A 24,443-nucleotide genomic window follows, 5' to 3' on the forward strand; every position below is an offset into this window, starting at 1 on the left:
ATGCCCCCGGCTGCCCGCCGGGACACACCCGGTCTCATCGTCGCCCAGGAACACCACCATGGACCCGTTCATCAGCGGTGTTTGTGATCGACGCGACGCCGTCGGCCCCCAGCAGCCCGCGATCGCCACCGGTTCCGGCCGGCGCGCGGTCGCCGTCCGTCGCCGGCAGTACGCCGTCGTCCTCGCCATCGGCCCTCGGCAGCGCACGGGTCAGGGGCACGCCGAGCACCCCGACGGCCGCCAGGGTGAGCAGGGCGGTCGCGGTTCCGGCGCCCATGAGCGCGGTGGCCGTGGCCACTCCGATGGCCGGGCCGACGTTCAGCGCCGTCTGCTGCAGCCCGCCCGCCACTCCGGCCACCGCCACCTCGGCTTGGCGTACGACCACCTGGGTGGCCGCCACCATCACCGTCCCGAAGCCCGCGCCCAGCAGGGCGAAGGCGCAGCCGAGCGCAGGCGTGGAGCCGGCCCCGGACAGCGCGAGGACACCGAGCGCAAGGAGCGCCGTCGCCCCCGCCGTCGTACGGCGCGGCCCGTACCGGCGCAGCAGTACCGGGCAGAGTGCGGCGGACGCCACCATCAGCACCGCGAGCGGCAGGCTGCGCAGGGAGCTGTCCAACGGGTCGAGGCCCAGGCGGTGTTGCAGCACATAGGTGGCGACGAAGAGGGTGCCGAACAAAGCCGCGGACACGACCACCAGCACGCCGAGCGCCGCCCCGACCGCCCGCGAGCCGACGACCGCCGGCGGCAGCAGTGGGCTCGCCGTGCGCCGTTCGTGCCGCACGAGGACGGCGGCGGTGACCGCGGCGACGGCGAGTCCCGCCCCGGAGGCGGGCCGCGCGGTCAGCGAGTGCACCAGGCAGGAGAGGGTCACCGCGAGCAGCACGGCACCCGGCACGTCCAGCGCAGTCCGGGAGCCCGCGGCGGGCCGCCGCGGCCGCAGCAGCGCAGGCAGGCCGAAGACGAGCGCGGGCAGCACATTGACGAAGAACACCGCCCGCCAGCCCAGACCGGTCACCAGCGCCCCGCCCACCAGCGGCCCCGCTGCCGCCGCCAGCCCGATCGCGGCGGTCCGCACGGCGAGTGGCCCCGCGAGCCGGTCCGGCGGGTACGTGGCCCGCAGCATGCCCAGCGTGGCGGGCTGCAGCAGCGCCCCGAACACCCCCTGCGCCGCCCGTAGTCCGATCACCCACGACATGCCGGGCGCGCCACCGATCGCCGCTGACGCCGCCCCGAAACCCAGCATGCCGAGCGCGAACACCCGCCGCTGTCCGTACCGGTCACCGAGCCGTCCCGCGAACACCAGCAGACTGGCCACGGCGACGAGATACGCGGTGCTGGTCCACTGCACCTCGGCGAACGACGCCCCCAGCTCCCTTTGCAGTCGGGGTTGTGCGACGGTGAGGACCGTACCGTCCAGCGCGACGACCACCGCACCCGCCACACTGCTCGCCAGCGTCCACCGCCGGTTCACCGGCCGCCCTCCGGGCCCAGGTGGGCCAGCAGCACCGCATCGAGCAAGGGCCCGAAGTCATCTTCTTCAAGGGCGAGTTGAAGACTACGCCAGCGCCACAGCTGGGCGATCCCGTGCAGATTGGCCCACAGCGCGCCCGCGACCCGCCGGGCGTCGGCCCCGGGCCGGACCTCGCCGACGAGCCCGGCGAACACGCCGAACAAGGGAAGGCTCGTATCCCGCAACCCCAGATGTCCGCTCTCCAGCAGATCATGACGGAACATCAGCTCATACATGCCGGGGTTGTCGAGCGCGAACTCCAGATACGCCCGCGCCAGCGCGGTCACCCGCGTGCCCGGACCGCAGGAGCCGGGTGCGAGTGTCGCCCGCACCCGCTCGGCCAGGTCGGCGAAGCCCCGGCGCGCGATGGCCGACAGCAGCTCCAGATGGCTGGGGAAGTGGCGGCGCGGCGCCCCGTGCGAGACCCCGGCGCGCCGGGCGATCTCCCGCAGGGTCAGGGCCTGCAGCCCCTCGGCGGCCAGCAGCTCCGCGCCGACCTCGACCAGACGCTCCCGCAACCCGATGTCGGACTCAGTCATGGACAGTGTCTACCAGCCTTGCGTAGACGCTGTCTACTGGACGGGCGGGTGCGGGGAATGCGGGGGACGCTCCGGTGAGTTGACCGTGTCATGAGCGAAGACTCCACCTCGGTCCCCACGCAGGACGCGCTGCTCGAACTGCTCGCCGAAGGCGACGCCGGCATCCTGGTCACCCTCAAACGCGACGGCCGCCCCCAGCTGTCCAACGTCAACCACGCCTACTATCCGGACGAGCGCGTCATCCGGATCTCCGTCACCGACGACCGCGCCAAGACCCGCAACCTGCGCCGCGACCCCCGCGCCTCCTACCACGTCACCAGCGCCGACCGCTGGGCGTTCACCGTCGCCGAGGGCACGGCCGAACTGTCCCCGGTCGCCCAGGACCCGCACGACGACACCGTCGAGGAACTGATCCGCCTCTACCGGGACGTTCAGGGCGAGCATCCGGACTGGGACGACTACCGGACCGCGATGGTCCGCGACCGCCGCCTGGTGGTCCGGCTGCACGTCGACCGGGCGTACGGTATCCCGAAGCGCTGACCTGCCTCCGGTTCGCGGCTACGACGCCTCGGCGGTCCGCGTCTCGATCGCGCGCAGTACGGCGACCATGTCCTCGCCGCCGTACCCCTGGGCCACCGTCTCCTCGAACAGGGTGTGGCACACGTCGAGGAGCGGTGAGGCCAGGTGTGCCTTGCGGGCCGCCTCGGCGATGAGCCGGTTGTTCTTCAGGACGTCCAGCGCGGCCGCCTGCACGGCGAAGTCCCGGTCGAACAGCTTCGGCGCCTTCATCCGGGAGACCCCGCTGGCCATGGGGCCCGCGTCGAGGACGTCCAGGAACAGCCGCCGGTCCAGGCCGTGACGCTCGGCGAAGTGGAAGGCCTCGGTCAGCCCGGTCACCTGGGTGATCAGGAAGAGGTTCACGGACAGCTTCATCAGCAGCGCGCCGGGCGCCGGACCACACACGAACGTCTCCCGGCACAACGGCGCGAGCAGCGGCCGTACGGCGTCCACCGCGCCCTTCTCCCCGGCGAGCATCGCCACCAGCCGCCCCTCCTCCGCCGGTACCCGTGACCCGGAGACGGGTGCCTCGACGTACCGGCCGCCGGCGGCCCGGATGTCCGTCTCCAAGGCGTGGGAGTACTCGGGGGACGTGGTGCCCATGTGGACGACGATGCGGCCGGCGACCCGTGCCGCCAGCGCGGGCGTGCCCCGGCCGAGGACGGTGTCGACGGCGGCCTCGTCGGCGAGCATCAGCAGCACCACGTCCGCCCGGGCGAACACCTCGTCGGCGTCCGCGGCGACCGTGGCCCCGGCCGCGCGCAGCGGTGCGGTGCGTTCCGGGGTCCGGTTCCAGACCACCAGGGGAGTGCCGGCGGACACCAGACGCTGTGCCATGGGCCGGCCCATCACTCCGAGACCGATGAAACCGACGTCCACGGGAAACCGCCCTCCGCTCGGGGAGTCGACTATGACCGCTGTCATAGTAGCGGCCGTTATGACGCCGGTCATAGGGTGAGGGCGGCGAGGACGGGAGGTCGGCGATGAGCGAGACAGGGCACGGACCGCGGGAGCGGATGGTCTTCAGCGCGGCCCAGCTCATCCGGCGTGACGGTGTCGCCGCGACCGGCATGCGGGAGGTGGCCGAGCACGCCGGCGCACCGCGCGGCTCGCTCCAGCACTATTTCCCGGGCGGGAAGGAACAGCTGGTCAACGAGGCGGTCGGCTGGGCCGGGCGGTATGCGGGCAAGCGGATCGCGCGCTTCCTCGTGGAGCTGGACGAGCCGACGCCGGGCGGACTGTTCGCGGCCATGGTCGCGCAGTGGACCGACGAGTACGCGGCGCACGGCTTCGCGACGGGCTGCCCGGTCGCCGCCGCCACCGTCGACTGCGCCTCGGCCGACGGCTCGACCCGCGAGGCCGTGGCCGCGGCGTTCACGACGTGGCGGACCCCGCTCGCCGAGGCCCTGACCGACATGGGCGTCCCCGCGGCGCGCGCCGAATCCCTGGCGACACTGATGATCAGCACCCTGGAGGGCGCGATCCTGATGGCCCGGGCCGAACAGGACGCAGGGCCCTTGACCACGGCGGCACGGGAACTCGGGCCGTTGCTCGACGCGGCGGTGGCCGTGGGTGGGTGAGCGCGACCGGGGGAGCGCGGTCGGGGGAGCGTGGCCGGTGCGGGGGATTGCGGGGGTCGGTGCGGCGGTGCGGCCGGTGGTGCGGCGGTGCGGCCGGTTGTGCCCGATTGGTGTGGTGGGGTGGCGTGCGGTGGGTGGTGGGGTTGCGGGTTGCGGGTGGGGTGGCGTGCGGCGGGTTGCGGGTGGTTGGTATGGCGGCGGGTGCGGCGGGTGCGGCGGGTGCGGCGGGTGCGGCGGGTGCGGCGGGTGCGGCGGGTGCGGCGGATCGCGGGCGGCCGGTGCTTGTCCGGACCCGCCCGCCGCACTAGCCTCCGCCCGTGATCAATGGTGCACATGTGGTGCTCTACAGCCGGGACGCCGAGGCCGACCGGGCCTTCCTGCGCGACACCCTCGGATGGGCGCACGTCGACGCGGGCCACGGATGGCTGATCTTCCAGGCGCCGCCCACCGAGGTGGCCAATCACCCCACCGACGGCGAGCCCGCGCACGAGCTGATGCTGATGTGCGACGACCTCGACGCGACGCTGCGTGAACTCGCCGAGCGGGGAGTGGAGTTCACCCGGCCGGTCGAGGAGGCCCGCTGGGGCCGGGTGACCGCCCTTCGCCTGCCGGGCGGCGGCGAACTCGCCCTGTACGAGCCGCGGCACCCGAGGCCGTAGGCGGAATACCGTAGTCCGTAGTCCGTGTATGACAGAGGGGCGGACCGCGCAGGCGCCGTTCGACCCTGCGCGGCCCCGGTAGACCTGGTATCGGACCCGGATCTCGGCGGTCCTAGGCCGCCGTGACCCGTTCCGCCCGCGTCGCCGGACTGCCCGACCGTTCGCCGAGCAGGTCGGTCGGGACCCTGTGGGTCTCGCGGGCGGTGAGTGCGGCCAGGACCGGCGGGAGGCAGAGGGCGGCGGTGAAGAGGGCCACCGCCGACCAGTCGTCGCCGCCCGGGCCGGCGATCTCGGCGGCGAAGGTGACCGCGAACCCGGCGACGGCGAAGCCGATCTGCGTGCCGATGGCCATGCCCGACAGCCGTACCCGGGTGGCGAACATCTCGCCGTAGAAGGCGGGCCAGACACCGTTCGCGGCGCTGTAGACGAGACCGAAGGCCACGATCCCGAGGATCAGGGTCAGCGGGCGGGAGCCCGTGGAGATCGCCCACAGATAGCCGGCCATCGCCGCCGCGCTGCCCACCGCGCCGATCAGGAACACCGGCCGGCGCCCGATCCGGTCCGAGAGCGTGGCCCACAGCGGGATCGCGGCCAGTGCGGCGAGGTTCGCCAGGGCGCCCACCCAGAGCATGAACGTCCGGGACATCCCGACCGCGTCACTGGTGGCGTACGCCAGCGCCCACACCGTGAAGATCGTGCTGACCGAGGCGATGAGCGCGCCTGCGATCACCCGGAGCACGTCCGCCCAGTGCTCGCGCAGCAGCACCGCGAGCGGCAGCCGGACCACGCCCTCGGTCGCCGCCTGCCGGGCGAAGGCCGGGGTCTCACGCAGCCGGCGCCGGATGACGTAGCCGACGGCGGCGACAGCGACGCTCAGCCAGAACGGCAAGCGCCAGCCCCAGGAGAGCAGTTGGTCCTCGGGGAGCCTGGAGACGGGGATGAAGACCAGTGTGGCGATGAGCTGGCCGCCCTGGGTGCCGCTGAGCGTGAAGCTGGTGAAGAACCCGCGCCGGCCCGGTGGCGCGTGCTCCAGGCTCATCGAACTCGCGCTCGCCTGCTCGCCTGCCGCCGATATGCCCTGCAGCACGCGGCAGAGCACGAGCAGGACCGGTGCGAGCGTGCCGGCCTGGGCGCGGGTGGGCAGACAGCCGATCAGGAACGTCGAAACACCCATCAGGATCAGCGTGAAGACCATGATCTTCTTCCGGCCGAGCCGGTCGCCGACGTGCCCGAGGACCAGCGCGCCGAGCGGCCGGGCGGCGTAGGCGACGCCGAAGGTGGCGAGCGACAGGAGAGTCGCGGTCGCGGGGTTGGAGGAGTCGAAGAACACCTTCGGGAAGATCAGTGCGGCGGCGCTGCCGTAGACGAAGAAGTCGTAGTACTCCAGGGCGCTGCCGATCCAGGCGGCCGTCGCCGCCTTCCAGGGCTGGCCGGGAGGGGCGTCGGCGGCGGGCGCGGAGGCAGGGGTGGGGACGGACACGGCGGCTCCTTCGGGGATTCCACCCTACGGAAGGGCGGAGTGAGCGACGAGGGGAGGGAGCGGGCGAGGGCCGGATCTCGGCTGCTAATTAACCCACTGGATAGTTAGTCGTGGTGGGTGGGATGTTGCGCCCGCGTTTCCCCGCTGTCAAGAGTCCGTGCGGCAGTCCGTACGGAAGTGCGGGCCTGCCGGCGTCAGCCGGCCGCCCGCTCCGCCGTCAGGTAGGCGATCACCATGTCGCCGAGCATGGTGCGGTAGTGCTCCCGCTGGGCTGGGTCCACCAGGTCCCGGCCGAACAGGGCGCCGAAGGTGTGCCGGTTGGACACCCGGAAGAAGCAGAACGAGCTGATCATCGCGTGCAGGTCGACCGCGTCGACGTCGGCCGTGAACAGCCCCGACTCCTGTCCCGTGGTGAGGATCCGGCGGATCACCTCCAGGGCCGGGGAGCCGATCTTCCCGAGCTTCTCGGAGGCCGCGATGTGCTCGGCGCCGTGGATGTTCTCGATGCTGACCAGGCGGATGAAGTCCGGGTGCCGCTCATGGTGGTCGAAGGTCAGTTCGGCGAGGCGGCGGATAGCGGCGACGGGGTCCAGGTGCTCGACGTCCAGCTGCTGCTCGGCCTCGCGGATCACCCCGTACGCCCGCTCCAGCACGGTCGTGAACAGCTGTTCCTTGCCGCCGAAGTAGTAGTAGATCATCCGCTTGGTGGTGCGGGTGCGGGCCGCTATCTCGTCGACCCGGGCACCGTCGTAGCCGGCCCGCGCGAACTCCTGCGTGGCCACGTCGAGGATCTCGGCCTTGGTGCGGGCCGCGTCGCGCACCCGTCCCCCGGGTCGTACCGGTTCTTCGACGCTGGTCATCGCTTTCCTTCGGGCCGGTGGACGCCAGGGCGGCACGCTCGCTGTGCGTGCCGGTGATTGTAGAAGCAGGACCCCGGACCGTCGCCGAGGTCTTCCTCACGGCGGTTACGGCTGATATAGCTAACGTACTGGTTCGTACATTAGCGCCGCTCGGGAGGGCCACGTGGTCAAGGACTCGTATCTCGTCGGGCTGATCGGGGCCGGGATCGGCCCCTCGCTCAGCCCCGCCCTGCACCAGCGGGAGGCGGACCGGCAGGGCCTGCGCTACCTCTACCGGCTCCTCGACATCGACGTCCTCGGCCGGACGCCCGAGGCGGTCGGCGACCTGGTCCGCGCCGCCCGCGATCTCGGCTACGACGGGCTGAACATCACCCACCCCTGCAAGCAGCTGGTCATCGACCACCTCGACGCGCTCGACCCGCGGGCCGAGGCGCTCGGCGCGGTCAACACCGTGGTCTTCGACGACGGCCGGGCCGTCGGCCACAACACCGACGTGACCGGTTTCGCCGCCGCCTTCGCGCGCGGCCTGCCGGACGCTCCGCTGGAGCGGGTCGTCCAGCTCGGCGCGGGCGGCGCGGGCGCGGCCGTCGCCCATGCGGTGCTCACCCTGGGCGCCGGGCGGGTCACCGTTGTCGACGCGCTGCCCGAGCGTGCCGAAGCACTCGCCGAGTCGCTGGCACGGCACTTCGGCCCCGGCCGGGCGGGGGCGGCGACGGTCGATCGGCTTCCGGCGCTGCTCGCAGAGGCCGACGGCTGTGGCGGGCTGGTCCATGCCACCCCGACCGGTATGGCCGCGCATCCCGGGCTGCCCCTGCCTGCGGAGCTGCTGCATCCCGGGCTGTGGGTCGCGGAGGTCGTCTACCGGCCGCTTCGGACCGGGCTGCTGCGAGTCGCTCACGCGCGTGGCTGCGCCGTCCTGGCCGGGGGCGGGATGGCCGTGTTCCAGGCCGCCGACGCGTTCCGGCTGTTCACGGGGCGGGAGCCGGACAGTGGGCGGATGCTGGCCGACTTCGAGGAACTGGTGGGCGTCGAGCGCTCGGGGAGTGCTGTCGGATGACCAGGAACACGGGCCTGCACACCTCCATTGCCACCGTCTCCCTCAGCGGCACCCTCACCGAGAAGCTCGCCGCCGCCGCGCGTGCCGGGTTCGGCGGGGTGGAGATCTTCGAGAACGACCTCCTCGCCTGCCCGCTCGCTCCCGAGGAGATCCGTGCCCGCTGTGCCGACCTCGGGCTGAGCATCGATCTGTATCAGCCGATGCGGGACGTCGAGGGCGTGCCCGACGAGGTCTTCGGGCGCAATCTGCGGCGCGCCCGGCACAAGTTCGAGCTGATGAACCGGCTCGGCGCGGACACCGTCCTCGTGTGCTCCAGTGTGTCGCCGGACGCCGTGGACGACGACGTACGAGCGGCCGGTCAGCTCGCTCGGCTGGCCGGACTCGCCGAGGAGTTCGGGATACGGGTGGCGTACGAGGCGCTCGCCTGGGGACGGCATGTGAACACCTACGAGCACGCGTGGCGGATCGTCGAGGCCGCCGGCCACCCGGCGCTCGGCGTCTGTCTGGACAGTTTCCACATCCTCTCCCGCGGTTCCGACCCGAAGGGCATCGAGGACATCCCCGGCGAGAAGATCTTCTTCCTGCAGCTCGCCGACGCCCCGCTGCTCGCGATGGACGTCCTGCAGTGGAGCCGCCACTACCGCTGCTTCCCCGGCCAGGGCGGCTTCGACGTCTCCGGGCTGGTGCGGCGCGTTCTCGCCGCCGGATACCGCGGGCCGCTGTCCCTGGAGGTCTTCAACGACGTCTTCCGTCAGGCCGACGCCGGCCCCACCGCCGTCGACGCCCACCGCTCCCTGCTGCTCCTGCGGGAGGCCGTCGGCGCCGCCGAACTGCCGCCGCCCGTCGTGCCCACCGGGGTGGCCTTCGCCGAACTCCTCACCCCGGACGCCGAACCCGTCACCGCGCTGCTGACCGCGCTCGGCTTCGCCCGCGCCGCCCGGCACCGCGGCAAGCCCGTCGACCTGTGGCAGCACGGCGAGGCCCGCGTCCTGGTCAACACCGCCGCCACCGCCCGCCGCGAGGGCACCCGGCTCGCCGCGATCGGCCTGGAGTCCCCGGACCCCGCCGCTGCCGCCCGCCGCGCGGAGGCCCTGCTCGCCCCCGTCCTGCCCCGCCACCGCGCCCCCGGGGACGCCCCGCTCGACGCCGTCGCGGCCCCCGACGGCACCGAACTGTTCTTCTGCGCCGCCGACGACCCCGAACTCCCCGACTGGCGGGCCGACTTCGCCGACCTGCCGGACACCCCGGCGCCCTCCGCGACCCGCATCGACCACCTCGCCCTCACCCAGCCCTGGCACCACTTCGACGAGGCCACGCTCTTCCACCGCAGCGTCCTCGGCCTCACCGCCCAGGAGAGCGTCGACCTCGCCGACCCCTACGGCCTGATGCGCAGCCGCGCCGTCGCCAACGCCGACGGCAGCGTCCGTATCGCCCTCGGCGTCGGCGCGGCACCCACCGACGACACCGTGCACGCGGCGCACATCGCGCTGGCCACCGACGACGTGGTGGCCGCGGCCCGCGCCTTCCGCGCCGCGGGCGGCCGGCTGCTGCCGGTGCCGGTCAACTACCACGACGACCTCGCCGCCCGCTACGACCTCGCCGACGACGAGCTGGAGACCTACCGGGACCTCGGCATCCTCTACGACCGGGACGCGGGCGGCACCTTCCGGCACTGCTACACCGAGACCGTCGGCCGGGTCTTCTTCGAACTCATCCAGCGCGACCCCGGCTACCAGGGGTACGGCGCCGTGAACGCCCCGGTGCGCCTCGCGGCCCAGCACGCCGGGCGGCGCTGAGAACAGCGGGCGAAAGCAGTGGGTGAAGGCGGCGGATGAAAGAGCCGGGTGAAAGGGGCAGTCGAACGAGGAAGTCGAACGAGGCAGCAGGACAAGGCAGGTGAAAGAGGAGGTGAAGGAGCCGGTGAGCCCGCGGTGAGACCTCGGTGAGACCCGGCTCCGGCACCCGCCGACCCCCGTTCCGGCGGCCGATACTCGCACGGTCCAGGACATACCCGGTGTCCCGGACCCGAGAGTCCCGGACCGGGTGCCTGGAAGTCCCATGCCCATCCCCGCCGGCCGGCCGCTGATGCGCCCCGACCTGCCGCCGACCGCGACCGTCACGCCCCCGGTCACCCCGCCCGCACCGCCCCCGGCCACCCGTGCCGACCGCTACGAGCGGCCGGTGCTCGCCGCCATCGCCGTACTCGCCGCCGTGCTGTGCCTGTGGGGCCTGGAGCACAGCACCTATCACGCCTTCTACGCGAGCGCGGTGCGCAGCATGACGGACAGCCCGGCCGGTTTCTTCTACGGCTCCTTCGACCCGGCCGGCTCCATCACGCTGGACAAGCTGCCCGGCTTCCTGTGGCCGCAGGCGCTCGCGGCGCTGGTGTTCGGCTTCCACCCGTGGGCGCTGGTGCTGCCGCAGGCCCTGGAGATGGTGGGCTGTGTCCTGCTGCTGCATCTGCTGGTGCGCCGCTGGGCCGGGGTGCCCGCGGGGCTGCTGGCCGCCGCGTTCCTGACGCTGACGCCGGTGACGGTGGGCCTCGGCCGTTCGGTGACCGAGGACGCCCCGTTCGTGCTGCTCCTGCTGCTGGCCGCCGAGGCCACCTGGCGGGCCACCGAGCGGGCCCGCCCGCGCACCCTGCTGCTCGCGGGCGTCTGGGTGGGCCTCGCCTTCCAGTGCAAGATGCTGGAGGCGTGGGCGGTGCTGCCCGCGCTGGCCGCGACCTACCTCGTCGCCGCGCCCGCCGCGCTGCGCCGCCGTATCGGCCATGTGGCGCTGGCCGGAGCGGTGACCGTGGCGGTGTCGGTGTCGTGGATGCTGGTGGCCGCCCTCACCCCGGCGGGCGCTCGCCCGTACCTCGACGGCACCACCGACGACTCGCCGTTCGCCCTGGTCGTCGGATACAACTTCCTGACCCGCTTCCACGCCGTCGGCGTCGACGCGGCCGGCACCGGCAGCATCGTGGCCAGTCGCGCGGTGCGCGCGGGCGCACACCTGGGACCGGGCATGGGCGACGGCGTGGGGAAGATGTTCAGCCCCGGCCTCGCCAGCCAGACCGGCTGGCTGTACCCGCTGGCCGCGCTCGGTCTCGTCGGCGGGCTGCTGGCGCTGCGGCGGCGCCGGGTGCCGCGCACCGACCGGCTGCTCGCCGGACACGTGCTGTGGGGCGTGTGGCTCGTGACCTTCTTCGCGGTCTTCAGCTTCGGCAGCGTCACCGGCCACACCTACTACATGGGCGTCGTCGCGGCGGCCGTGGCCGCCCTCGCCGCGGCCGGCGTCGTACAGGCCCGCCGCTCCCGCGCGCTCGCCGCCGTCATCGCCGTCAACGTCGTCTGGTGCGCGGCCCTGACGCTGTGGTACCCGCGCTTCCAGCCCTGGTCGGTGCCCTTCGCGGCCGCCCTCGGCCTGCTCGCTCTGCTGCTCGCGGAACTGCGCCGGCGCTCCGGCGAGGCCGCCCGCCGCATCCGGCCGCGGGCCGCGCTCGCCACCGCCCTCGCCGCCGTCCTGCTGATCCCCGCCGTGTGGACGGCGTCCGCGCTGTCCCTGCGCTACAACCAGCCCGGCTCCTTCGGCCGGGTCGGCCCCACCAGCACCCGCACCGCGTCGACCACCCTCGGCCCCCAACACCGGCGGCTGCTGGCCTACTTGACCGCGCACCGCGACGGCGCCCGCTACCTGGCCGCCGTACCCGGCTGGCAGAGCGCCGCGCCGTACGTCATCGCCGCCGACGCGTCCGTGCTGCCGATGGGCGGTTTCACCGGCCGCGTCCCCTACCCGGCGCCGGCCGCCTTCCGGAAGCTGGTGGACACCGGACGGCTGCACTTCGTCCTCGTCCCGCGCGCCGACCTGCGGCCCGGCGCCCTCGCGGCCGCCCGTCCCGTCGGCGCGCTGCTGCGCTGGACCGCCACCCACTGTGCGCTCGTCCCGCCGGCCGCCTACGACCCCGGCGACCGGACCCGGCTGCTGTACCACTGCGGCCCGGCTCACCAGGGGTGAACCGGGCCGCGTACAAAGGGACTTGCGGACATGGAGCGGTTACGGCCGCCTGTTCCACTCGGCGATCACGGGCCGCCCGTGCTCGGTGGACAGCCGGCTGACCGTGCCCGTGGCCAGCTGGAACAGCCGGCCCTCGGCAGGCGGCAGACCCAGCCGGCGGGCGGTGAGCACCCGCAGGAAGTGGGCGTGGGCGACGAGGACCACGTCCCCCTCCGCCAGGGCCGGGGACAGCCGGGCCAGCACCCGGTCGGCGCGGGCGCCGACCTCCTGTGGTGACTCGCCCGGGTGGCCCTCGGGGCCGGACGGCACGCCGTCGGTCCACAGGTCCCAGCCGGGGCGCGTGCGGTGGATGTCGACCGTGGTGACACCCTCGTAGCCGCCGTAGTCCCACTCGTGCAGGTCGGGGTCGGGTACGACCCCGACGAGGCCCGCCAGTTCGGCGGTGCGCAGCGCGCGGCCCAGCGGGCTGGCGAGCGTCAGGGCGTAGGTCCGGCCGGTGAGGAGCGGGGCGAGGGACTTGGCCTGTTCCTCGCCGTGCCCGGTCAGGGGCAGGTCGGTCCAGCTGGTGTGCTGTCCCGACCGGCTCCACGCCGTCTCACCGTGGCGGACCAGCAGGAGGTCCCCCACGGCGGATCAGTCCTTCTTCTCGACCGCGTGGCCACCGAACTGGTTGCGCAGCGCCGCGATCATCTTCATCTGCGGCGAGTCGTCCTGTCGGGAGGCGAACCGGGCGAACAGGGATGCGGTGATCGCGGGCAGCGGTACGGCGTTGTGGATGGCCGCCTCGACGGTCCAGCGGCCTTCGCCGGAGTCCTCCGCGTAGCCGCGCAGCTTCTGCAGGTGTTCGTCCTCGTCCAGGGCGTTGACCGCGAGGTCGAGCAGCCAGGAACGGATGACGGTGCCCTCCTGCCAGGAGCGGAACACCTCGCGGACGTTCTCCACCGAGTGCACCTTCTCCAGCAGCTCCCAGCCCTCGGCGTAGGCCTGCATCATGGCGTACTCGATGCCGTTGTGGACCATCTTGGAGAAGTGCCCGGCGCCGACCCGGCCGGCGTGCACGTAACCGTACGGGCCCTCCGGCTTGAGCGCCTCGAAGATCGGCTGCAGCCGGTCCACGTTCTCCTTGTCGCCGCCGACCATGAGCGCGTAGCCGTTCTGCAGGCCCCACACACCGCCGGAGACACCGGCGTCGACGAAGCCGATGCCCTTGATGGCGAGGGCGGCGGCATGCTTCTCGTCGTCCGTCCAGCGGGAGTTGCCGCCGTCGATCACCGTGTCGCCGGGCTCCAGCAGGTCGCCCAGTTCGTCGACCACGGTCTGTGTGGCGGTGCCGGCCGGGACCATCACCCACACATGGCGGGGCGCGTCCAGCTTCTCGACCAGTTCGGCGAGGGACTTGACGTCGGAGACCTCGGGGTTGCGGTCGTAGCCGATGACGGTGTGGCCGGCGCGGCGGACCCGCTCGCGCATGTTGCCGCCCATCTTGCCGAGACCGATGAGACCGAGCTGCATATCAGTTCACTTCCTGAGCGTTCTTGAGCGAGCGGTAGGCGGCGACGAGGGCCGTGGTGGACGGGTCGAGACCGGGGACGTCCGCGCCCTCGGTGAGAGCGGGCTCGACCCGCTTGGCGAGGACCTTGCCCAGTTCGACGCCCCACTGGTCGAAGGAGTCGATGTTCCACACCGCGCCCTGCACGAACACCTTGTGCTCGTAGAGGGCGATCAGCTGGCCGAGCACGGACGGGGTCAGCTCGCCGGCGAGGATCGTGGTGGTGGGGTGGTCGCCACGGAAGGTGCGGTGCGTGACCTGCTCCTCCGGCACGCCCTCCGCACGGACCTCCTCGGCACTCTTGCCGAACGCGAGCGCCTGGGTCTGGGCGAAGAAGTTGGCCATCAACAGGTCGTGCTGGGCCTTGAGTTCATCGCTCAGCTCGGCGACGGGCCGGGCGAAGCCGATGAAGTCCGCCGGGATCAGCCTGGTGCCCTGGTGGATCAACTGGTAGTAGGCGTGCTGACCGTTGGTCCCCGGCGTGCCCCACACCACCGGCCCGGTCTGCCACTCCACCGGCCGGCCGTCCCGCTGCACCGACTTGCCGTTGGACTCCATGTCCAGCTGCTGGAGGTAAGCGGTGAACTTCGACAGGTAGTGGCTGTACGGCAGCACCGCGTGCGACTGGGCGTCGTAGAAGTTGCCATACCAGATGCCCAACAGGCCCAGGATCAGCGGAGCGTTGGCCTCGGCGGGCGCGGTGCGGAAGTGGTCGTCGACGATCCGGAAGCCGTCGAGCATCTCCCGGAACCGCTCCGGGCCGATGGCGATCATCAGGGACAGGCCGATCGCGGAGTCGTACGAGTAGCGGCCGCCGACCCAGTCCCAGAACTCGAACATGTTGTCCGGGTCGATGCCGAACTCGGTGACCTTCTGCGCGTTCGTGGACAGGGCGACGAAGTGCCGCGCGACGGACTTCTCGTCGCCGTCGAAGGCGTTCAGCAGCCAGGAGCGCGCCGAGGTCGCGTTGGTGATCGTCTCGATCGTGGTGAACGTCTTGGACGCGACGATGAACAGGGTCTCCGCCGGGTCCAGGTCGCGGGTGGCCTCGTGCAGGTCGGCGCCGTCGACGTTCGACACGAACCGGAACGTCAACTCCCGTGCGGTGTACGGGCGGAGCACCTCGTAGGCCATCGCCGGGCCGAGGTCGGAGCCGCCGATGCCGATGTTGACGACGTTCCTGATGCGCTTGCCGGTGTGGCCGGTCCACTCGCCGGAGCGGACCTTGCCGGCGAAGTCGGCCATCTTGTCGAGGACGGCGTGCACTTCCGGGACGACGTTCTCGCCGTCGACCTCGATCACCGCCTCGCGCGGGGCGCGCAGCGCGGTGTGCAGCACGGCCCGCCGCTCGGTGACGTTGATCCTCTCGCCGCGGAACATGGCGTCGCGCAGCGCGAACACGCCGGTGGCGGTGGCGAGTTCCTGGAGGAGGGCCAGGGTCTCGTCGGTGATCAGATGCTTGCTGTAGTCGATGTACAGGTCGCCGACCCGTACGACATACCGCTCGGCTCGGCCGGGGTCCGCCGCGAACAGCCCGCGCAGGTGCGGCTGCCCCTCGGCGCGGTGGTCGGCGAGGGCCGTCCACTCGGGCCGGTTGACGAGCTTCGGAAACTCGGACTCTGCCATCTCAGGCGTTCTCCTTGGCGGCCTCGCCCTTGAGGGCGACGGCGTACATCTCGTCGGCGTCGAGGCGGCGCAGTTCCTCGGCGATGAGTTCGGAGGTGGGGCGGACCTTCAGGGCCAGGGTGCGCGGCGGCTGGCCGGGCAGGGTCAGCGTGGCGAGGGGGCCCTCGGGGCGGTCGATGCGGATCTCGCCGTTCTGGGTGCCCAGCCGTACGGCGGTCACGACCGGTCCGGCGGTGACCACGCGCTCCACGGACACCTGCAGGCGGGCCTCCAGCCAGCGGGCCAGCAGCTCGGCGCTGGGGTTGTCCGCCTCGGCCTCGACGGCCGCCGACGTGATCCGCACGCGGGCCTGGTCCAGGGCGGCGGCCAGCATCGACCGCCACAGCGTGAGCCGGGTCCAGGCGAGGTCGGTGTCGCCGGGGGCGTAGTTGCGGGCGCGGGTCTCCAGGACCTCCATCGGCCGCTCGAAGGCGTACAGGTCGGTGATCCGGCGCTGCGCGAGCGCACCGAGCGGGTCCTCGGACGGGGCGTCGGGGGCGTCCACCGGCCACCAGACGACGACGGGCGCGTCCGGCAGCAGCAGCGGCAGCACGACCGAGTCGGCGTGGTCGGACACCTCGCCGTAGGTGCGCAGCACGACCGTCTCGCCGGTGCCGGCCTCGGAGCCGACGCGGACCTCGGCGTCCAGCCGCGAGTGGGTGCGGTCGCGCAGGGTGCGGACGTGCCGCTTGATGACGACCAGGGTCCGCATGGGGTGCTCGTGCGAGGCGTCCTCCGCGGCCTTGATCGCGTCGTAGGCGTTCTCCTCGTCCGTGACGATGACCATCGTCAGGACCATGCCCACGGCCGGGGTGCCGATGGCGCGGCGGCCCTGCACCAGCGCCTTGTTGATCTTGCTTGCCGTGGTGTCGGTCAGGTCGATCTTCATGGCCTGCGCCAGCTCCGTCCGTCTCGTGCGAGCATCTCGTCCGCTTCCCTCGGTCCCCAGCTGCCCGACGCGTACTGCGCCGGCCGCCCGTGCGCCGCCCAGTACTCCTCGATCGGGTCGAGGATCTTCCAGGACTCTTCCACTTCCTGGTGACGGGGGAACAAATTCGCGTCGCCGAGCAGCACGTCCAGGATGAGCCGCTCGTACGCCTCCGGGCTGGACTCGGTGAACGACTCGCCGTACGCGAAGTCCATCGACACGTCCCGGATCTCCATCGAGGTGCCCGGCACCTTCGAGCCGAACCGCACGGTCATGCCCTCGTCGGGCTGGACGCGGATCACGATCGCGTTCTGCCCGAGCTCCTCGGTGGCCGTGGAGTCGAAGGGGGAGTGCGGGGCCCGCTTGAACACCACCGCGATCTCGGTGACCCGGCGGCCCAGCCGCTTGCCGGCGCGCAGGTAGAAGGGGACGCCCGCCCAGCGGCGGTTGTCGATGCCCAGCTTGATCGCGGCGAAGGTGTCGGTCTTCGACTTCGGGTCGATGCCCTCCTCCTGGAGGTAGCCGACGACCTTCTCGCCGCCCTGCCAGCCGCCCGCGTACTGCGCCAGCACGGAGTGCCTGCCCAGGTCCTGCGGCAGCCGCACCGACTTCAGCACCTTCAGCTTCTCGGTGAGCAGCGCCTCCGCGTCGAACGCGATGGGCTCCTCCATGGCGGTCAGCGCCATCAGCTGCAGCAGGTGGTTCTGGATGACGTCACGGGCGGCGCCGATGCCGTCGTAGTAGCCGGCCCGGCCGCCGATGCCGATGTCCTCGGCCATGGTGATCTGCACGTGGTCGACGTAACTGCGGTTCCAGATCGGCTCGTACATCTGGTTGGCGAAGCGCAGCGCCAGGATGTTCTGGACGGTCTCCTTGCCGAGGTAGTGGTCGATGCGGAACACCTGGTCCGGTTCGAACACGTCGTGCACGATCGCGTTCAGCTCGTGGGCGCTGGCCAGGTCGTGGCCGAACGGCTTCTCGATGACCGCGCGCCGCCAGGAACCCTTCGGCGGACTGGCCAGGCCGTGCTTCTTCAGCTGCTGGACGACCTTCGGGAAGAACCGGGGCGGCACCGAGAGGTAGTACGCGAAGTTGCCGCCGGTGCCACGGGAGGCGTCCAGCTCCTCCACGGCGTCCTTCAGCTGCTTGAACGCGGTGTCGTCGTCGAAGTCACCGGGGATGAACCGCATGCCCTCGGCGAGCTGCTGCCACACCTCCTCACGGAACGGGGTGCGGGCGTGCTCCTTCACGGCGTCGTGCACGAGCTGCGCGAAGTCCTGGTCCTCCCACTCGCGGCGGGCGAACCCGACGAGGGAGAAGCCCGGCGGCAGCAGACCCCGGTTGGCGAGGTCGTACACCGCCGGCATCAGCTTCTTGCGGGACAGGTCACCGGTCACACCGAAGATGACCAGCCCGGACGGGCCGGCGATCCGGGGGAGCCGGCGGTCGCGGGTGTCCCGCAGCGGGTTCTCCCAGCCGGCGGCCGGGGCCACCGGGACCTGCACCGCCTCGGGTGCGGGCGCCTTGGGTGCAGGCGGCTCGGCGGCGGGGGCGTTCTCGGTCATCGGGCGTCAACTCCCTTGCTCTTCAGGGACGTCGTCACGGCGTCCAGCAGCTCCTGCCAGGCCGCCTCGAACTTGGCGACGCCCTCGTCCTCCAACTGCTGGACGACCGCGTCGTAGGAGATGCCGAGCCGCTCGACGGCGGCCAGGTCGGCGCGGGCTTGCGCGTAGCCGCCGGTCACCGTGTCGCCGGTGATCTCGCCGTGGTCGGCGACTGCGTTCAGGGTGGCCTCCGGCATGGTGTTGACCGTGCCCGGCGCGACCAGCTCGTCAACGTACAGGGTGTCCTTGTAGGCCGGGTCCTTCACCCCCGTGGAGGCCCACAGCGGACGCTGCTTGTTGGCCTTGTCGCCGGCGAGCACGACCCACCGCCCGGACGCGAAGACCTCCTCGTACGCCTCGTAGGCGAGCCGGGCGTTGGCGAGGGCCGCGCGGCCCTTGAGGGCCAGGGCCTCGTCGGTGCCGAGGGCGGTCAGCCGCTTGTCGATCTCGGTGTCCACGCGGGAGACGAAGAAGGACGCCACCGAGTGGATCGTGGCGAGGTCGATGCCGCGCTCGCGGGCCTTCTCCAGGCCGGCCAGGTAGGCGGCCATGACCTCGCGGTAGCGCTCCAGGGAGAAGATCAGCGTGACGTTGACGCTGATGCCGAGCCCGATGACCTCGGTGATGGCCGGCAGGCCCGCCTTGGTCGCCGGGATCTTGATCATCACGTTGGGGCGGTCGACCAGCCAGAAGAGCTGCTTGGCCTCGGCGACGGTCGCCTTCGTGTCGTGCGCCAGGCGCGGGTCGACCTCGATGGAGACCCGGCCGTCGCGGCCGCCGGAGGCGTCGTACACGTCCCGCAGGATGTCGGCGGCGTCGCGGACGTCGGCGGTCGTCATCATCCGCACCGCCTCGTCCACGGTCACACCCCGTACGGCGAGGTCGGCCAGCTGTTCCTCGTAGCCCTCGCCGGAGCCGATGGCGGCCTGGAAGATCGAGGGGTTCGTCGTGACACCGACGGCGCTCCCGCTCGCCACCAGCTCGGCGAGGCTGCCCGAGGTGATCCGCTTGCGCGACAGGTCGTCGAGCCAGATCGACACGCCCTCGTCGGCGAGGCGCTTGAGGGCTCCCGGGGTCGCGATTGCTTCGGTCACAGTGATCATTCTTCTTTCGGGTCGGATCGGGCGTCGGTGTCAGGCGCGCGCGGCGGCGAGCGACTCGCGGGCCGCCGCGGCGACGTTCTCGGGGGTGAAGCCGAACTCGGCGAACAGGGTCTTGGCGTCGGCGGACGCGCCGAAGTGCTCGAGGGAGACGATGCGTCCCGCGTCGCCCACGTACCGGTACCAGGTCAGACCGATCCCGGCCTCGACGGCGACCCGAGCCTTCACGGCCGGCGGCAGCACCCGCTCGCGGTACTCGCGGGGCTGCTCCTCGAACCACTCCACGGACGGCATCGACACCACCCGGGTGCCGATCCCCTCGGCCTCCAGCTGCTCGCGTGCGGCCACGGCCGGCTGCACCTCGGAGCCCGTCGCGATGATGATCACCTCCGGGACCTGCGTCGAGGACTCGCGCAGCACATAGCCGCCCTTGGCCGCGTCCTCGTTCGGCGCGTACACCGGCACGCCCTGGCGGGTGAGCGCGAGCCCGTGCGGGGCGGGGTTCACGGCGTGCCTCTTCAGGATCTCGGCCCAGGCCACCGCGGTCTCGTTGGCGTCGGCCGGGCGGACGACGTTCAGGCCCGGAATCGCCCGCAGCGAGGCCAGGTGCTCGACCGGCTGGTGGGTGGGGCCGTCCTCGCCGAGGCCGATGGAGTCGTGCGTCCACACGTACGTCACCGGCAGCTGCATCAGCGCCGACATACGGACGGCGTTGCGCATGTAGTCGGAGAACACCAGGAAGGTGCCGCCGTAGATCCGGGTGTTGCCGTGCAGGGCGATGCCGTTCATCTCCGCGGCCATGGAGAACTCGCGGATGCCGAAGTGCACGGTACGGCCGAATGGGTCGGCCTCGGGCAGCGGGTTGCCCTCCGGCAGGAAGGAGCTGGTCTTGTCGATGGTGGTGTTGTTGGAGCCGGCGAGGTCGGCGGAGCCGCCCCACAGCTCGGGGATGACGGGGCCGAGGGCCTGCAGCACCTTGCCGGAGGCGGCGCGGGTCGCCACCGACTTGCCCTCCTCGAACACCGGCAGCGCGTCCTGCCAGCCCTCGGGCAGCTCGCCCTTGCTGACGCGGTCGAACAGGTCGGCGCGCTGCGGCTGCGCGGCGCGCCACTCGGCGATCCGCTTGTCCCAGGCGGCGTGCGCCTCGGCACCCCGGTCCAGGGCCCGCCGGGTGTGCTTCAGGACGTCGTCGTCGACCTGGAAGGTCCGCTCCGGGTCGAAGCCGAGGACGCGCTTGGTGGCGGCGATCTCGTCCTCGCCGAGCGCGGAGCCGTGGGAGGCCTCGGTGTTCTGCGCGTTCGGGGCGGGCCAGGCGATGATTGTGCGCATCGCGATGATCGAGGGCCGCTCGGTCTCGGCCTGCGCGGCCGTCAGCGCCGCGTACAGGGCGGGGACGTCGATGTCGCCGTCGGCGGTGGGCTCGATGCGCTGGGTGTGCCAGCCGTAGGCCTCGTACCGCCCCAGCACGTCCTCGGAGAAGGCGGTCGCGGTGTCGCCCTCGATGGAGATGTGGTTGTCGTCGTAGAGGAAGACCAGGTTGCCGAGCTTCTGGTGGCCTGCAAGGGAGGAGGCCTCGGCGGAGATGCCCTCCTCCAGGTCGCCGTCGGAGACGATCGCCCAGATGGTGTGGTCGAAGGGGGAGGTGCCCGCGGGGGCGTCGGGGTCGAACAGGCCGCGCTCGTAGCGGGCCGCCATCGCCATGCCGACCGCGTTGGCGGCACCCTGGCCGAGCGGGCCGGTGGTGGTCTCCACGCCGGCGGTGTGGCCGTACTCCGGGTGGCCCGGGGTCTTGGAGCCATGGGTGCGGAACGCCTTCAGGTCGTCCAGCTCCAGCTCGTACCCGGACAGGAACAGCTGCGTGTACAGCGTCAGCGAGGTGTGACCGGGGGACAGAACGAAACGATCCCGGCCGGTCCACTCGGGGTCGGCGGGATCGTGACGCATCACCTTCTGAAAGATCGTGTACGCGGCAGGCGCCAGGCTCATCGCCGTGCCCGGGTGCCCGTTCCCCACCTTCTGCACCGCATCGGCCGCCAGCAGACGGGCGGTGTCCACGGCACGCCGGTCGAGGTCGGTCCACTCGAAGCCATCGGAAGTCTGCGTGGTCATCTTCAAGAAGTCCTCGTTCAGTGCGGGAGTGCTGGCCTGACGTGTTCAAACTTAAAAGTCTGACTTTTTGGAGGAAAGGTCGAGGTGTGTCAGCCTGTGGTGAATCTGGGACAGTGATCGCGCGACAGGGACGGCTCGAAAAGGACATGGCTGACAGAACGCCCCAAGGCGAGGGGCCGAGCGCGGGCGGTGAGGGCATCAAGACCTTCCCCTTCCCGACCGAACTGGCCGTCGGCGGCGTCGGTATGCAGATCGGTTCCATGGGGGCCGACCGCACGTGGCACGCCGACGCCCCCCTGCACCGCGTCCACCGCATCGACTTCCACGTCATCATGCTGTTCACCGACGGCCCCGTACGCCACATGATCGACTTCGCCGAGTACGAGGCCGACGCCGGCGACCTGCTGTGGATCCGCCCCGGACAGGTCCACCGCTTCTCCCGCGAGGCCGTGTACCGCGGAACCGTCCTGACCATGCAGCCCGGCTTCCTGCCGCGCGCCACCGTCGAGGGCACCGGCCTGTACCGCTACGACCTCCCGCCCCTGCTGCACCCCGGCCCGGACCGGCTCGCCGCCCTCCAGGCGTCCCTCGACCAGCTGCGGCGCGAGTACGAGGACACCGCCACGCTCCCGCTCAGCCTGCACACCGCCGTCCTGAGGCACACCCTCACCGCGTTCCTGCTGCGCCTCGCGCACCTCGCGGCCAGCTCCGCCGAGGCCGACCGGCAGCAGACGGACAGCACCTTCACCCGCTTCCGGGACGCCGTCGAACAGGGCTTCGCCACCAACCACAGCGTCAGCGCCTACGCCGACGCCCTCGGCTACTCCCGCCGCACCCTCGTCCGCGCCGTCCGCGCCGCCACCGGTGAGACCCCCAAGGGCTTCATCGACAAACGCGTCGTCCTGGAGGCCAAGCGCCTCCTCGCCCACACCGACCTGCCGATCGGCCGCGTCGGCGCGGCCGTGGGCTTCCCGGACGCGGCGAACTTCACCAAGTTCTTCCATCTGCACACCGGCCAGACGCCGGTCGCGTTCCGCGCGGAACTGCGCTGAACGGTTCAGCGCGCGGCGAGTCGCGGCATCCGGCGTATGAGCGTGTCCCGCATCCACGTCAGCGCCTCGATCCGCTCCTGAAGTTCTTCGCCCTGCGCTCCACGGTGAACCCGGAGGGCACGGGCGGTGGTGCCCGTCGTCGCGGCGAGTTCACCGATCAGCATCACGATCGTCCTCAACGCCCAGGCGTACCACGGTCTTCCCGGTGTACCGGTCCCGTACCAGGTGCGTCGGCGCCTCCGGCGCGCGCTCGAGAATGTCGATCACCGTCTCGTCGTGGACGATCGAGCCGTCGCGCAGCCACCCGTCCCGCGCCCTTCAACCGGGCGGTCTGCCCGGGGAGAGAGCCTGTCGCCCCGGCCGCGGCGCCGGAGACGAACACCGTGTCGCCCGGCCGCGGTCGGGCCACCTCCATGAGTCCTACGTACGCCACGGGACCGGAGCCGAGATGCGGGGACGGGCCGGCAGAGGTGTCCCTGTCCTCCCGCCGGAACACCCCGGCCTCCGGGACGGGGGCCTCGGTGATCTCGATGTCACCGGGGGCCGGCAGGGCCTGCGTCGGGTGGGCGGCAAGGCAGGCCTGAAGCCCCTTACGGGAGGCATGTGTTGTGGTCGTCACGGCGGCGACGCCAGGGGCTGACCGTACAGGAAGGTCAACCCCCGGCGCCGGGTGATCAGTGGCCGAAGTCGAACCAGTTGACGTTGACGTAGTCGGACGGCTGGCCGCTGCTGAAGGTCAGATACACGTCGTGGGTGCCAGTGACCGAGCCGATGTTGGCCGGGATCGTCCGCCAGGACTGCCAGCCCCCGGTGTTGCCGACGGCGAAGCTGCCGATGGGGGCGTTGCTCCGGCTGTCCAGGCGTACCTCGACCAGTCCGCTGACGCCGTCTGCCGCGCCGCTCGCCACCCGGGCGTAGAACTGGGTGGCCGCCGTGGAGCCGAAGTTCACGCCCTTGTACTGCGCCCAGTCGCCGTTCGCGATCCAGCCGATGTCCTGGCCGCCGCCGGTGTCCGTGGTGGTCTCGGTGCTGATGCCGGACTGGCTGTCGTAGGACTCGGCCTGGACGGCGCTGTAGGCGTCGCGGTTGCCGGGCGGCGGGGGAGTGGTGCCGCCGCCGCTGCCCGAGGACTGCAGGACCTGTACGTAGTCGACGACCATCGGGTGGCCCGGCTCCGTGGCGCCGGTCGGGCCGCCGCCGAAGGCCCCGGGGAAGCCGCCGCCCATCGCCACGTTCAGGATGACGAAGAAGCCGTGGTTCGTGGCGTTGGCCCAGGTGGTCGCGTCCATCTGGTTCGCCGTGACGGTCTGGTAGTTGACGCCGTCGACGTAGAAGCGGATCGCCTCCGGGCTCACCGAGCGGTCCCACTCCATGGAGTAGGTGTGGAAGCCCGACTGGCAGGTGGTGTTGGGGCACGCCGTCGAGTTGCCGAGGCCCGTGGTCTCGTTGCAGGGACCGCCCGGGTTGGTGCCGCAGTGCATGGTGGCCCATGTCTTGTTCAGGCCCTGGACGTTCTCCATCACGTCCAGCTCGCCGACGCTCGGCCAGTTCTGGTAGTTGCCGCGGTAGGGCGCGCCCAGCATCCAGAAGGCGGGCCAGTAGCCGGCGGCCGCGTTCCCGGTCACGTTGGGCATCTGGACGCGGGCCTCCACGCGCAGCTTGCCGCCGGCCGGGGGCTGGAAGTCGGTCCGGGTGGTCTCGATCCGGCCGGAGGCCCAGTTGCCCGAGGCGTCGCGGCGCGGGGTGATGAGCAGGTCGCCGCTGCCGTCCAGGGCCACGTTGTTCGTGCTGGAGGTCATCGTCTCGACCTCGCCGGTGCCCCAGTTGGCGGCCCCGCCCGGGTACGAAGTCCCGGTGTCGTACTGCCAGTTGGATGTGTTGACGCCGGAGCCCGCCGCACCGTTGAAGTCGTCCAGGAAGACCTGGGTCCAGCCCGAGGGAGGGGTGGGGGCGGTGGCGTCGGCGGGTGCGGTGGCGGCCGTGGCGACGGCCACCGCCAGGCCGAGCGTGGCGACGGCGGCGACCAGCGCGCGCCGCAGGGGGCGGGGTCTGGGTATGCCGGAGGATTCGCTCATGGGAGGCCTCTCGGTAGGTACGGGGAGTGTGCGGGGGCGTTGTGAGAGCGCTCCCACGCTGAGCCTGAGAGCGCTCTCAAGGTGCCGCCAATGTGCTCCTCGCCCCTGCGGCCGTCAAG

21 protein-coding genes and 1 pseudogene are annotated in these 24,443 nt (G+C 72.0%); 7 read left to right on the plus strand and 15 right to left on the minus strand.

The window, feature by feature from the left end; genetic code table 11:
• Positions 1-34: 34 nt before the first annotated feature.
• Both AB0M27_RS07395 and AB0M27_RS07400 read right to left on the minus strand, forming a co-directional pair.
• Entirely contained in the window at positions 35-1,471 is a 1,437-nt protein-coding gene (locus AB0M27_RS07395) for an MFS transporter (protein WP_365718891.1), read from the minus strand.
• On the minus strand, positions 1,468-2,049 hold the full coding sequence (locus AB0M27_RS07400) for a TetR/AcrR family transcriptional regulator (protein WP_365718893.1): 582 nt from the start codon (positions 2,047-2,049) through the stop codon (positions 1,468-1,470). The genes AB0M27_RS07395 and AB0M27_RS07400 overlap by 4 nt, the downstream gene beginning before the upstream one ends.
• Before the next feature lie 90 nt (positions 2,050-2,139).
• Here AB0M27_RS07400 and AB0M27_RS07405 point away from each other — a divergent pair, with 90 nt between their 5' ends.
• Positions 2,140-2,589, plus strand: a complete 450-nt coding sequence (locus AB0M27_RS07405; RefSeq protein ID WP_365718896.1) for a PPOX class F420-dependent oxidoreductase — start codon at positions 2,140-2,142, stop codon at positions 2,587-2,589.
• 18 nt (positions 2,590-2,607) lie between these two features.
• Here AB0M27_RS07405 and AB0M27_RS07410 read toward each other — a convergent pair whose 3' ends face one another.
• Positions 2,608-3,486 carry an NAD(P)-dependent oxidoreductase gene (locus AB0M27_RS07410; RefSeq protein WP_365718898.1) on the minus strand — a complete coding sequence of 293 codons (879 nt, stop codon included), beginning with the start codon at positions 3,484-3,486 and terminating at the stop codon, positions 2,608-2,610.
• A gap of 104 nt (positions 3,487-3,590) precedes the next feature.
• Here AB0M27_RS07410 and AB0M27_RS07415 point away from each other — a divergent pair, with 104 nt between their 5' ends.
• On the plus strand, positions 3,591-4,187 hold the full coding sequence (locus tag AB0M27_RS07415; RefSeq protein ID WP_365718900.1) for a TetR/AcrR family transcriptional regulator: 597 nt from the start codon (positions 3,591-3,593) through the stop codon (positions 4,185-4,187).
• A 317-nt stretch (positions 4,188-4,504) separates the two neighbouring features.
• Positions 4,505-4,846, plus strand: coding sequence for a VOC family protein (locus AB0M27_RS07420; RefSeq protein ID WP_365718902.1), 342 nt, complete (start codon positions 4,505-4,507; stop codon positions 4,844-4,846).
• Between the two features lie 112 nt (positions 4,847-4,958).
• Here AB0M27_RS07420 and AB0M27_RS07425 read toward each other — a convergent pair whose 3' ends face one another.
• Positions 4,959-6,326 carry an MFS transporter gene (locus AB0M27_RS07425; RefSeq protein ID WP_365718904.1) on the minus strand — a complete coding sequence of 456 codons (1,368 nt, stop codon included), beginning with the start codon at positions 6,324-6,326 and terminating at the stop codon, positions 4,959-4,961.
• Positions 6,327-6,520: 194 nt separating this feature from the next.
• Positions 6,521-7,186 (minus strand): TetR/AcrR family transcriptional regulator, encoded by a 666-nt coding sequence (locus AB0M27_RS07430; RefSeq protein ID WP_365718906.1) that lies wholly within the window; start codon positions 7,184-7,186, stop codon positions 6,521-6,523.
• Positions 7,187-7,349: 163 nt separating this feature from the next.
• Between AB0M27_RS07430 and AB0M27_RS07435 the strand changes: the two genes are divergently transcribed.
• From AB0M27_RS07435 to AB0M27_RS07445, 3 genes are all read left to right on the plus strand, one after another.
• Positions 7,350-8,243, plus strand: coding sequence for a shikimate dehydrogenase (locus AB0M27_RS07435; RefSeq protein WP_365718908.1), 894 nt, complete (start codon positions 7,350-7,352; stop codon positions 8,241-8,243).
• A gap of 14 nt (positions 8,244-8,257) precedes the next feature.
• On the plus strand, positions 8,258-10,039 hold the full coding sequence (locus tag AB0M27_RS07440; protein WP_365719210.1) for a TIM barrel protein: 1,782 nt from the start codon (positions 8,258-8,260) through the stop codon (positions 10,037-10,039).
• A gap of 262 nt (positions 10,040-10,301) precedes the next feature.
• On the plus strand, positions 10,302-12,242 hold the full coding sequence (locus AB0M27_RS07445; protein ID WP_365718910.1) for a transglutaminaseTgpA domain-containing protein: 1,941 nt from the start codon (positions 10,302-10,304) through the stop codon (positions 12,240-12,242).
• 39 nt (positions 12,243-12,281) lie between these two features.
• Here AB0M27_RS07445 and AB0M27_RS07450 read toward each other — a convergent pair whose 3' ends face one another.
• From AB0M27_RS07450 to tkt, 7 genes are read right to left on the minus strand one after another with little or no spacing between them, the layout of a single operon-like run.
• Positions 12,282-12,869 carry a histidine phosphatase family protein gene (locus tag AB0M27_RS07450; RefSeq protein ID WP_365718912.1) on the minus strand — a complete coding sequence of 196 codons (588 nt, stop codon included), beginning with the start codon at positions 12,867-12,869 and terminating at the stop codon, positions 12,282-12,284.
• A gap of 6 nt (positions 12,870-12,875) precedes the next feature.
• Positions 12,876-13,754, minus strand: a complete 879-nt coding sequence (gene gnd / locus AB0M27_RS07455) for a phosphogluconate dehydrogenase (NAD(+)-dependent, decarboxylating) (RefSeq protein WP_365718915.1) — start codon at positions 13,752-13,754, stop codon at positions 12,876-12,878.
• Position 13,755: 1 nt separating this feature from the next.
• Complete coding sequence (pgi, locus tag AB0M27_RS07460) at positions 13,756-15,417, minus strand: glucose-6-phosphate isomerase (protein WP_365718917.1); 1,662 nt, start codon at positions 15,415-15,417, stop codon at positions 13,756-13,758.
• 1 nt (position 15,418) lies between these two features.
• A complete protein-coding gene (gene opcA / locus AB0M27_RS07465; protein ID WP_365718919.1) occupies positions 15,419-16,345 on the minus strand; it encodes a glucose-6-phosphate dehydrogenase assembly protein OpcA in 927 nt (308 codons plus the stop codon).
• Complete coding sequence (gene zwf, locus AB0M27_RS07470) at positions 16,342-17,949, minus strand: glucose-6-phosphate dehydrogenase (RefSeq protein ID WP_365718921.1); 1,608 nt, start codon at positions 17,947-17,949, stop codon at positions 16,342-16,344. Before zwf ends, opcA begins: the two co-directional genes overlap by 4 nt.
• A complete protein-coding gene (gene tal / locus AB0M27_RS07475) occupies positions 17,946-19,091 on the minus strand; it encodes a transaldolase (RefSeq protein ID WP_365718924.1) in 1,146 nt (381 codons plus the stop codon). Before tal ends, zwf begins: the two co-directional genes overlap by 4 nt.
• A 30-nt stretch (positions 19,092-19,121) precedes the next feature.
• Complete coding sequence (tkt, locus tag AB0M27_RS07480) at positions 19,122-21,197, minus strand: transketolase (protein WP_365718926.1); 2,076 nt, start codon at positions 21,195-21,197, stop codon at positions 19,122-19,124.
• 146 nt (positions 21,198-21,343) lie between these two features.
• Between tkt and AB0M27_RS07485 the strand changes: the two genes are divergently transcribed.
• The gene (locus tag AB0M27_RS07485; RefSeq protein WP_365718928.1) at positions 21,344-22,249 is read left to right on the plus strand and encodes an AraC family transcriptional regulator; all 906 of its coding nucleotides are present in this window, start codon (positions 21,344-21,346) and stop codon (positions 22,247-22,249) included.
• A gap of 5 nt (positions 22,250-22,254) precedes the next feature.
• Here AB0M27_RS07485 and AB0M27_RS07490 read toward each other — a convergent pair whose 3' ends face one another.
• From AB0M27_RS07490 to AB0M27_RS07500, 3 genes and pseudogenes are all read right to left on the minus strand, one after another.
• Positions 22,255-22,428, minus strand: a complete 174-nt coding sequence (locus AB0M27_RS07490; protein WP_365718930.1) for a hypothetical protein — start codon at positions 22,426-22,428, stop codon at positions 22,255-22,257.
• 122 nt (positions 22,429-22,550) lie between these two features.
• A pseudogene (locus AB0M27_RS07495) lies at positions 22,551-22,679 on the minus strand (NADP-dependent oxidoreductase); the annotation flags it as partial.
• A gap of 244 nt (positions 22,680-22,923) precedes the next feature.
• Complete coding sequence (locus AB0M27_RS07500) at positions 22,924-24,324, minus strand: glycoside hydrolase family 16 protein (protein ID WP_365718932.1); 1,401 nt, start codon at positions 24,322-24,324, stop codon at positions 22,924-22,926.
• Positions 24,325-24,443: the final 119 nt, after the last annotated feature.

It is taken from the genome of Streptomyces sp. NPDC052107 (assembly GCF_040680215.1).
Taxonomy (GTDB): Bacteria; Actinomycetota; Actinomycetes; order Streptomycetales; family Streptomycetaceae; genus Streptomyces.

Excerpts from the sequence above, each read along its gene's own strand:
- tkt (WP_365718926.1), bottom strand. The coding sequence starts at position 21,197 with ATGACCACGCAGACTTCCGATGGCTTCGAGTGGACCGACCTCGACCGG.
- AB0M27_RS07405 (WP_365718896.1), top strand. The coding sequence starts at position 2,140 with ATGAGCGAAGACTCCACCTCGGTCCCCACGCAGGACGCGCTGCTCGAA.
- opcA (WP_365718919.1), bottom strand. The coding sequence starts at position 16,345 with ATGAAGATCGACCTGACCGACACCACGGCAAGCAAGATCAACAAGGCG.
- zwf (WP_365718921.1), bottom strand. The coding sequence starts at position 17,949 with ATGACCGAGAACGCCCCCGCCGCCGAGCCGCCTGCACCCAAGGCGCCC.
- tal (WP_365718924.1), bottom strand. The coding sequence starts at position 19,091 with ATGATCACTGTGACCGAAGCAATCGCGACCCCGGGAGCCCTCAAGCGC.
- AB0M27_RS07445 (WP_365718910.1), top strand. The coding sequence starts at position 10,302 with ATGCCCATCCCCGCCGGCCGGCCGCTGATGCGCCCCGACCTGCCGCCG.
- gnd (WP_365718915.1), bottom strand. The coding sequence starts at position 13,754 with ATGCAGCTCGGTCTCATCGGTCTCGGCAAGATGGGCGGCAACATGCGC.
- AB0M27_RS07430 (WP_365718906.1), bottom strand. The coding sequence starts at position 7,186 with ATGACCAGCGTCGAAGAACCGGTACGACCCGGGGGACGGGTGCGCGAC.
- AB0M27_RS07415 (WP_365718900.1), top strand. The coding sequence starts at position 3,591 with ATGAGCGAGACAGGGCACGGACCGCGGGAGCGGATGGTCTTCAGCGCG.
- pgi (WP_365718917.1), bottom strand. The coding sequence starts at position 15,417 with ATGGCAGAGTCCGAGTTTCCGAAGCTCGTCAACCGGCCCGAGTGGACG.
- AB0M27_RS07500 (WP_365718932.1), bottom strand. The coding sequence starts at position 24,324 with ATGAGCGAATCCTCCGGCATACCCAGACCCCGCCCCCTGCGGCGCGCG.
- AB0M27_RS07400 (WP_365718893.1), bottom strand. The coding sequence starts at position 2,049 with ATGACTGAGTCCGACATCGGGTTGCGGGAGCGTCTGGTCGAGGTCGGC.
- AB0M27_RS07485 (WP_365718928.1), top strand. The coding sequence starts at position 21,344 with ATGGCTGACAGAACGCCCCAAGGCGAGGGGCCGAGCGCGGGCGGTGAG.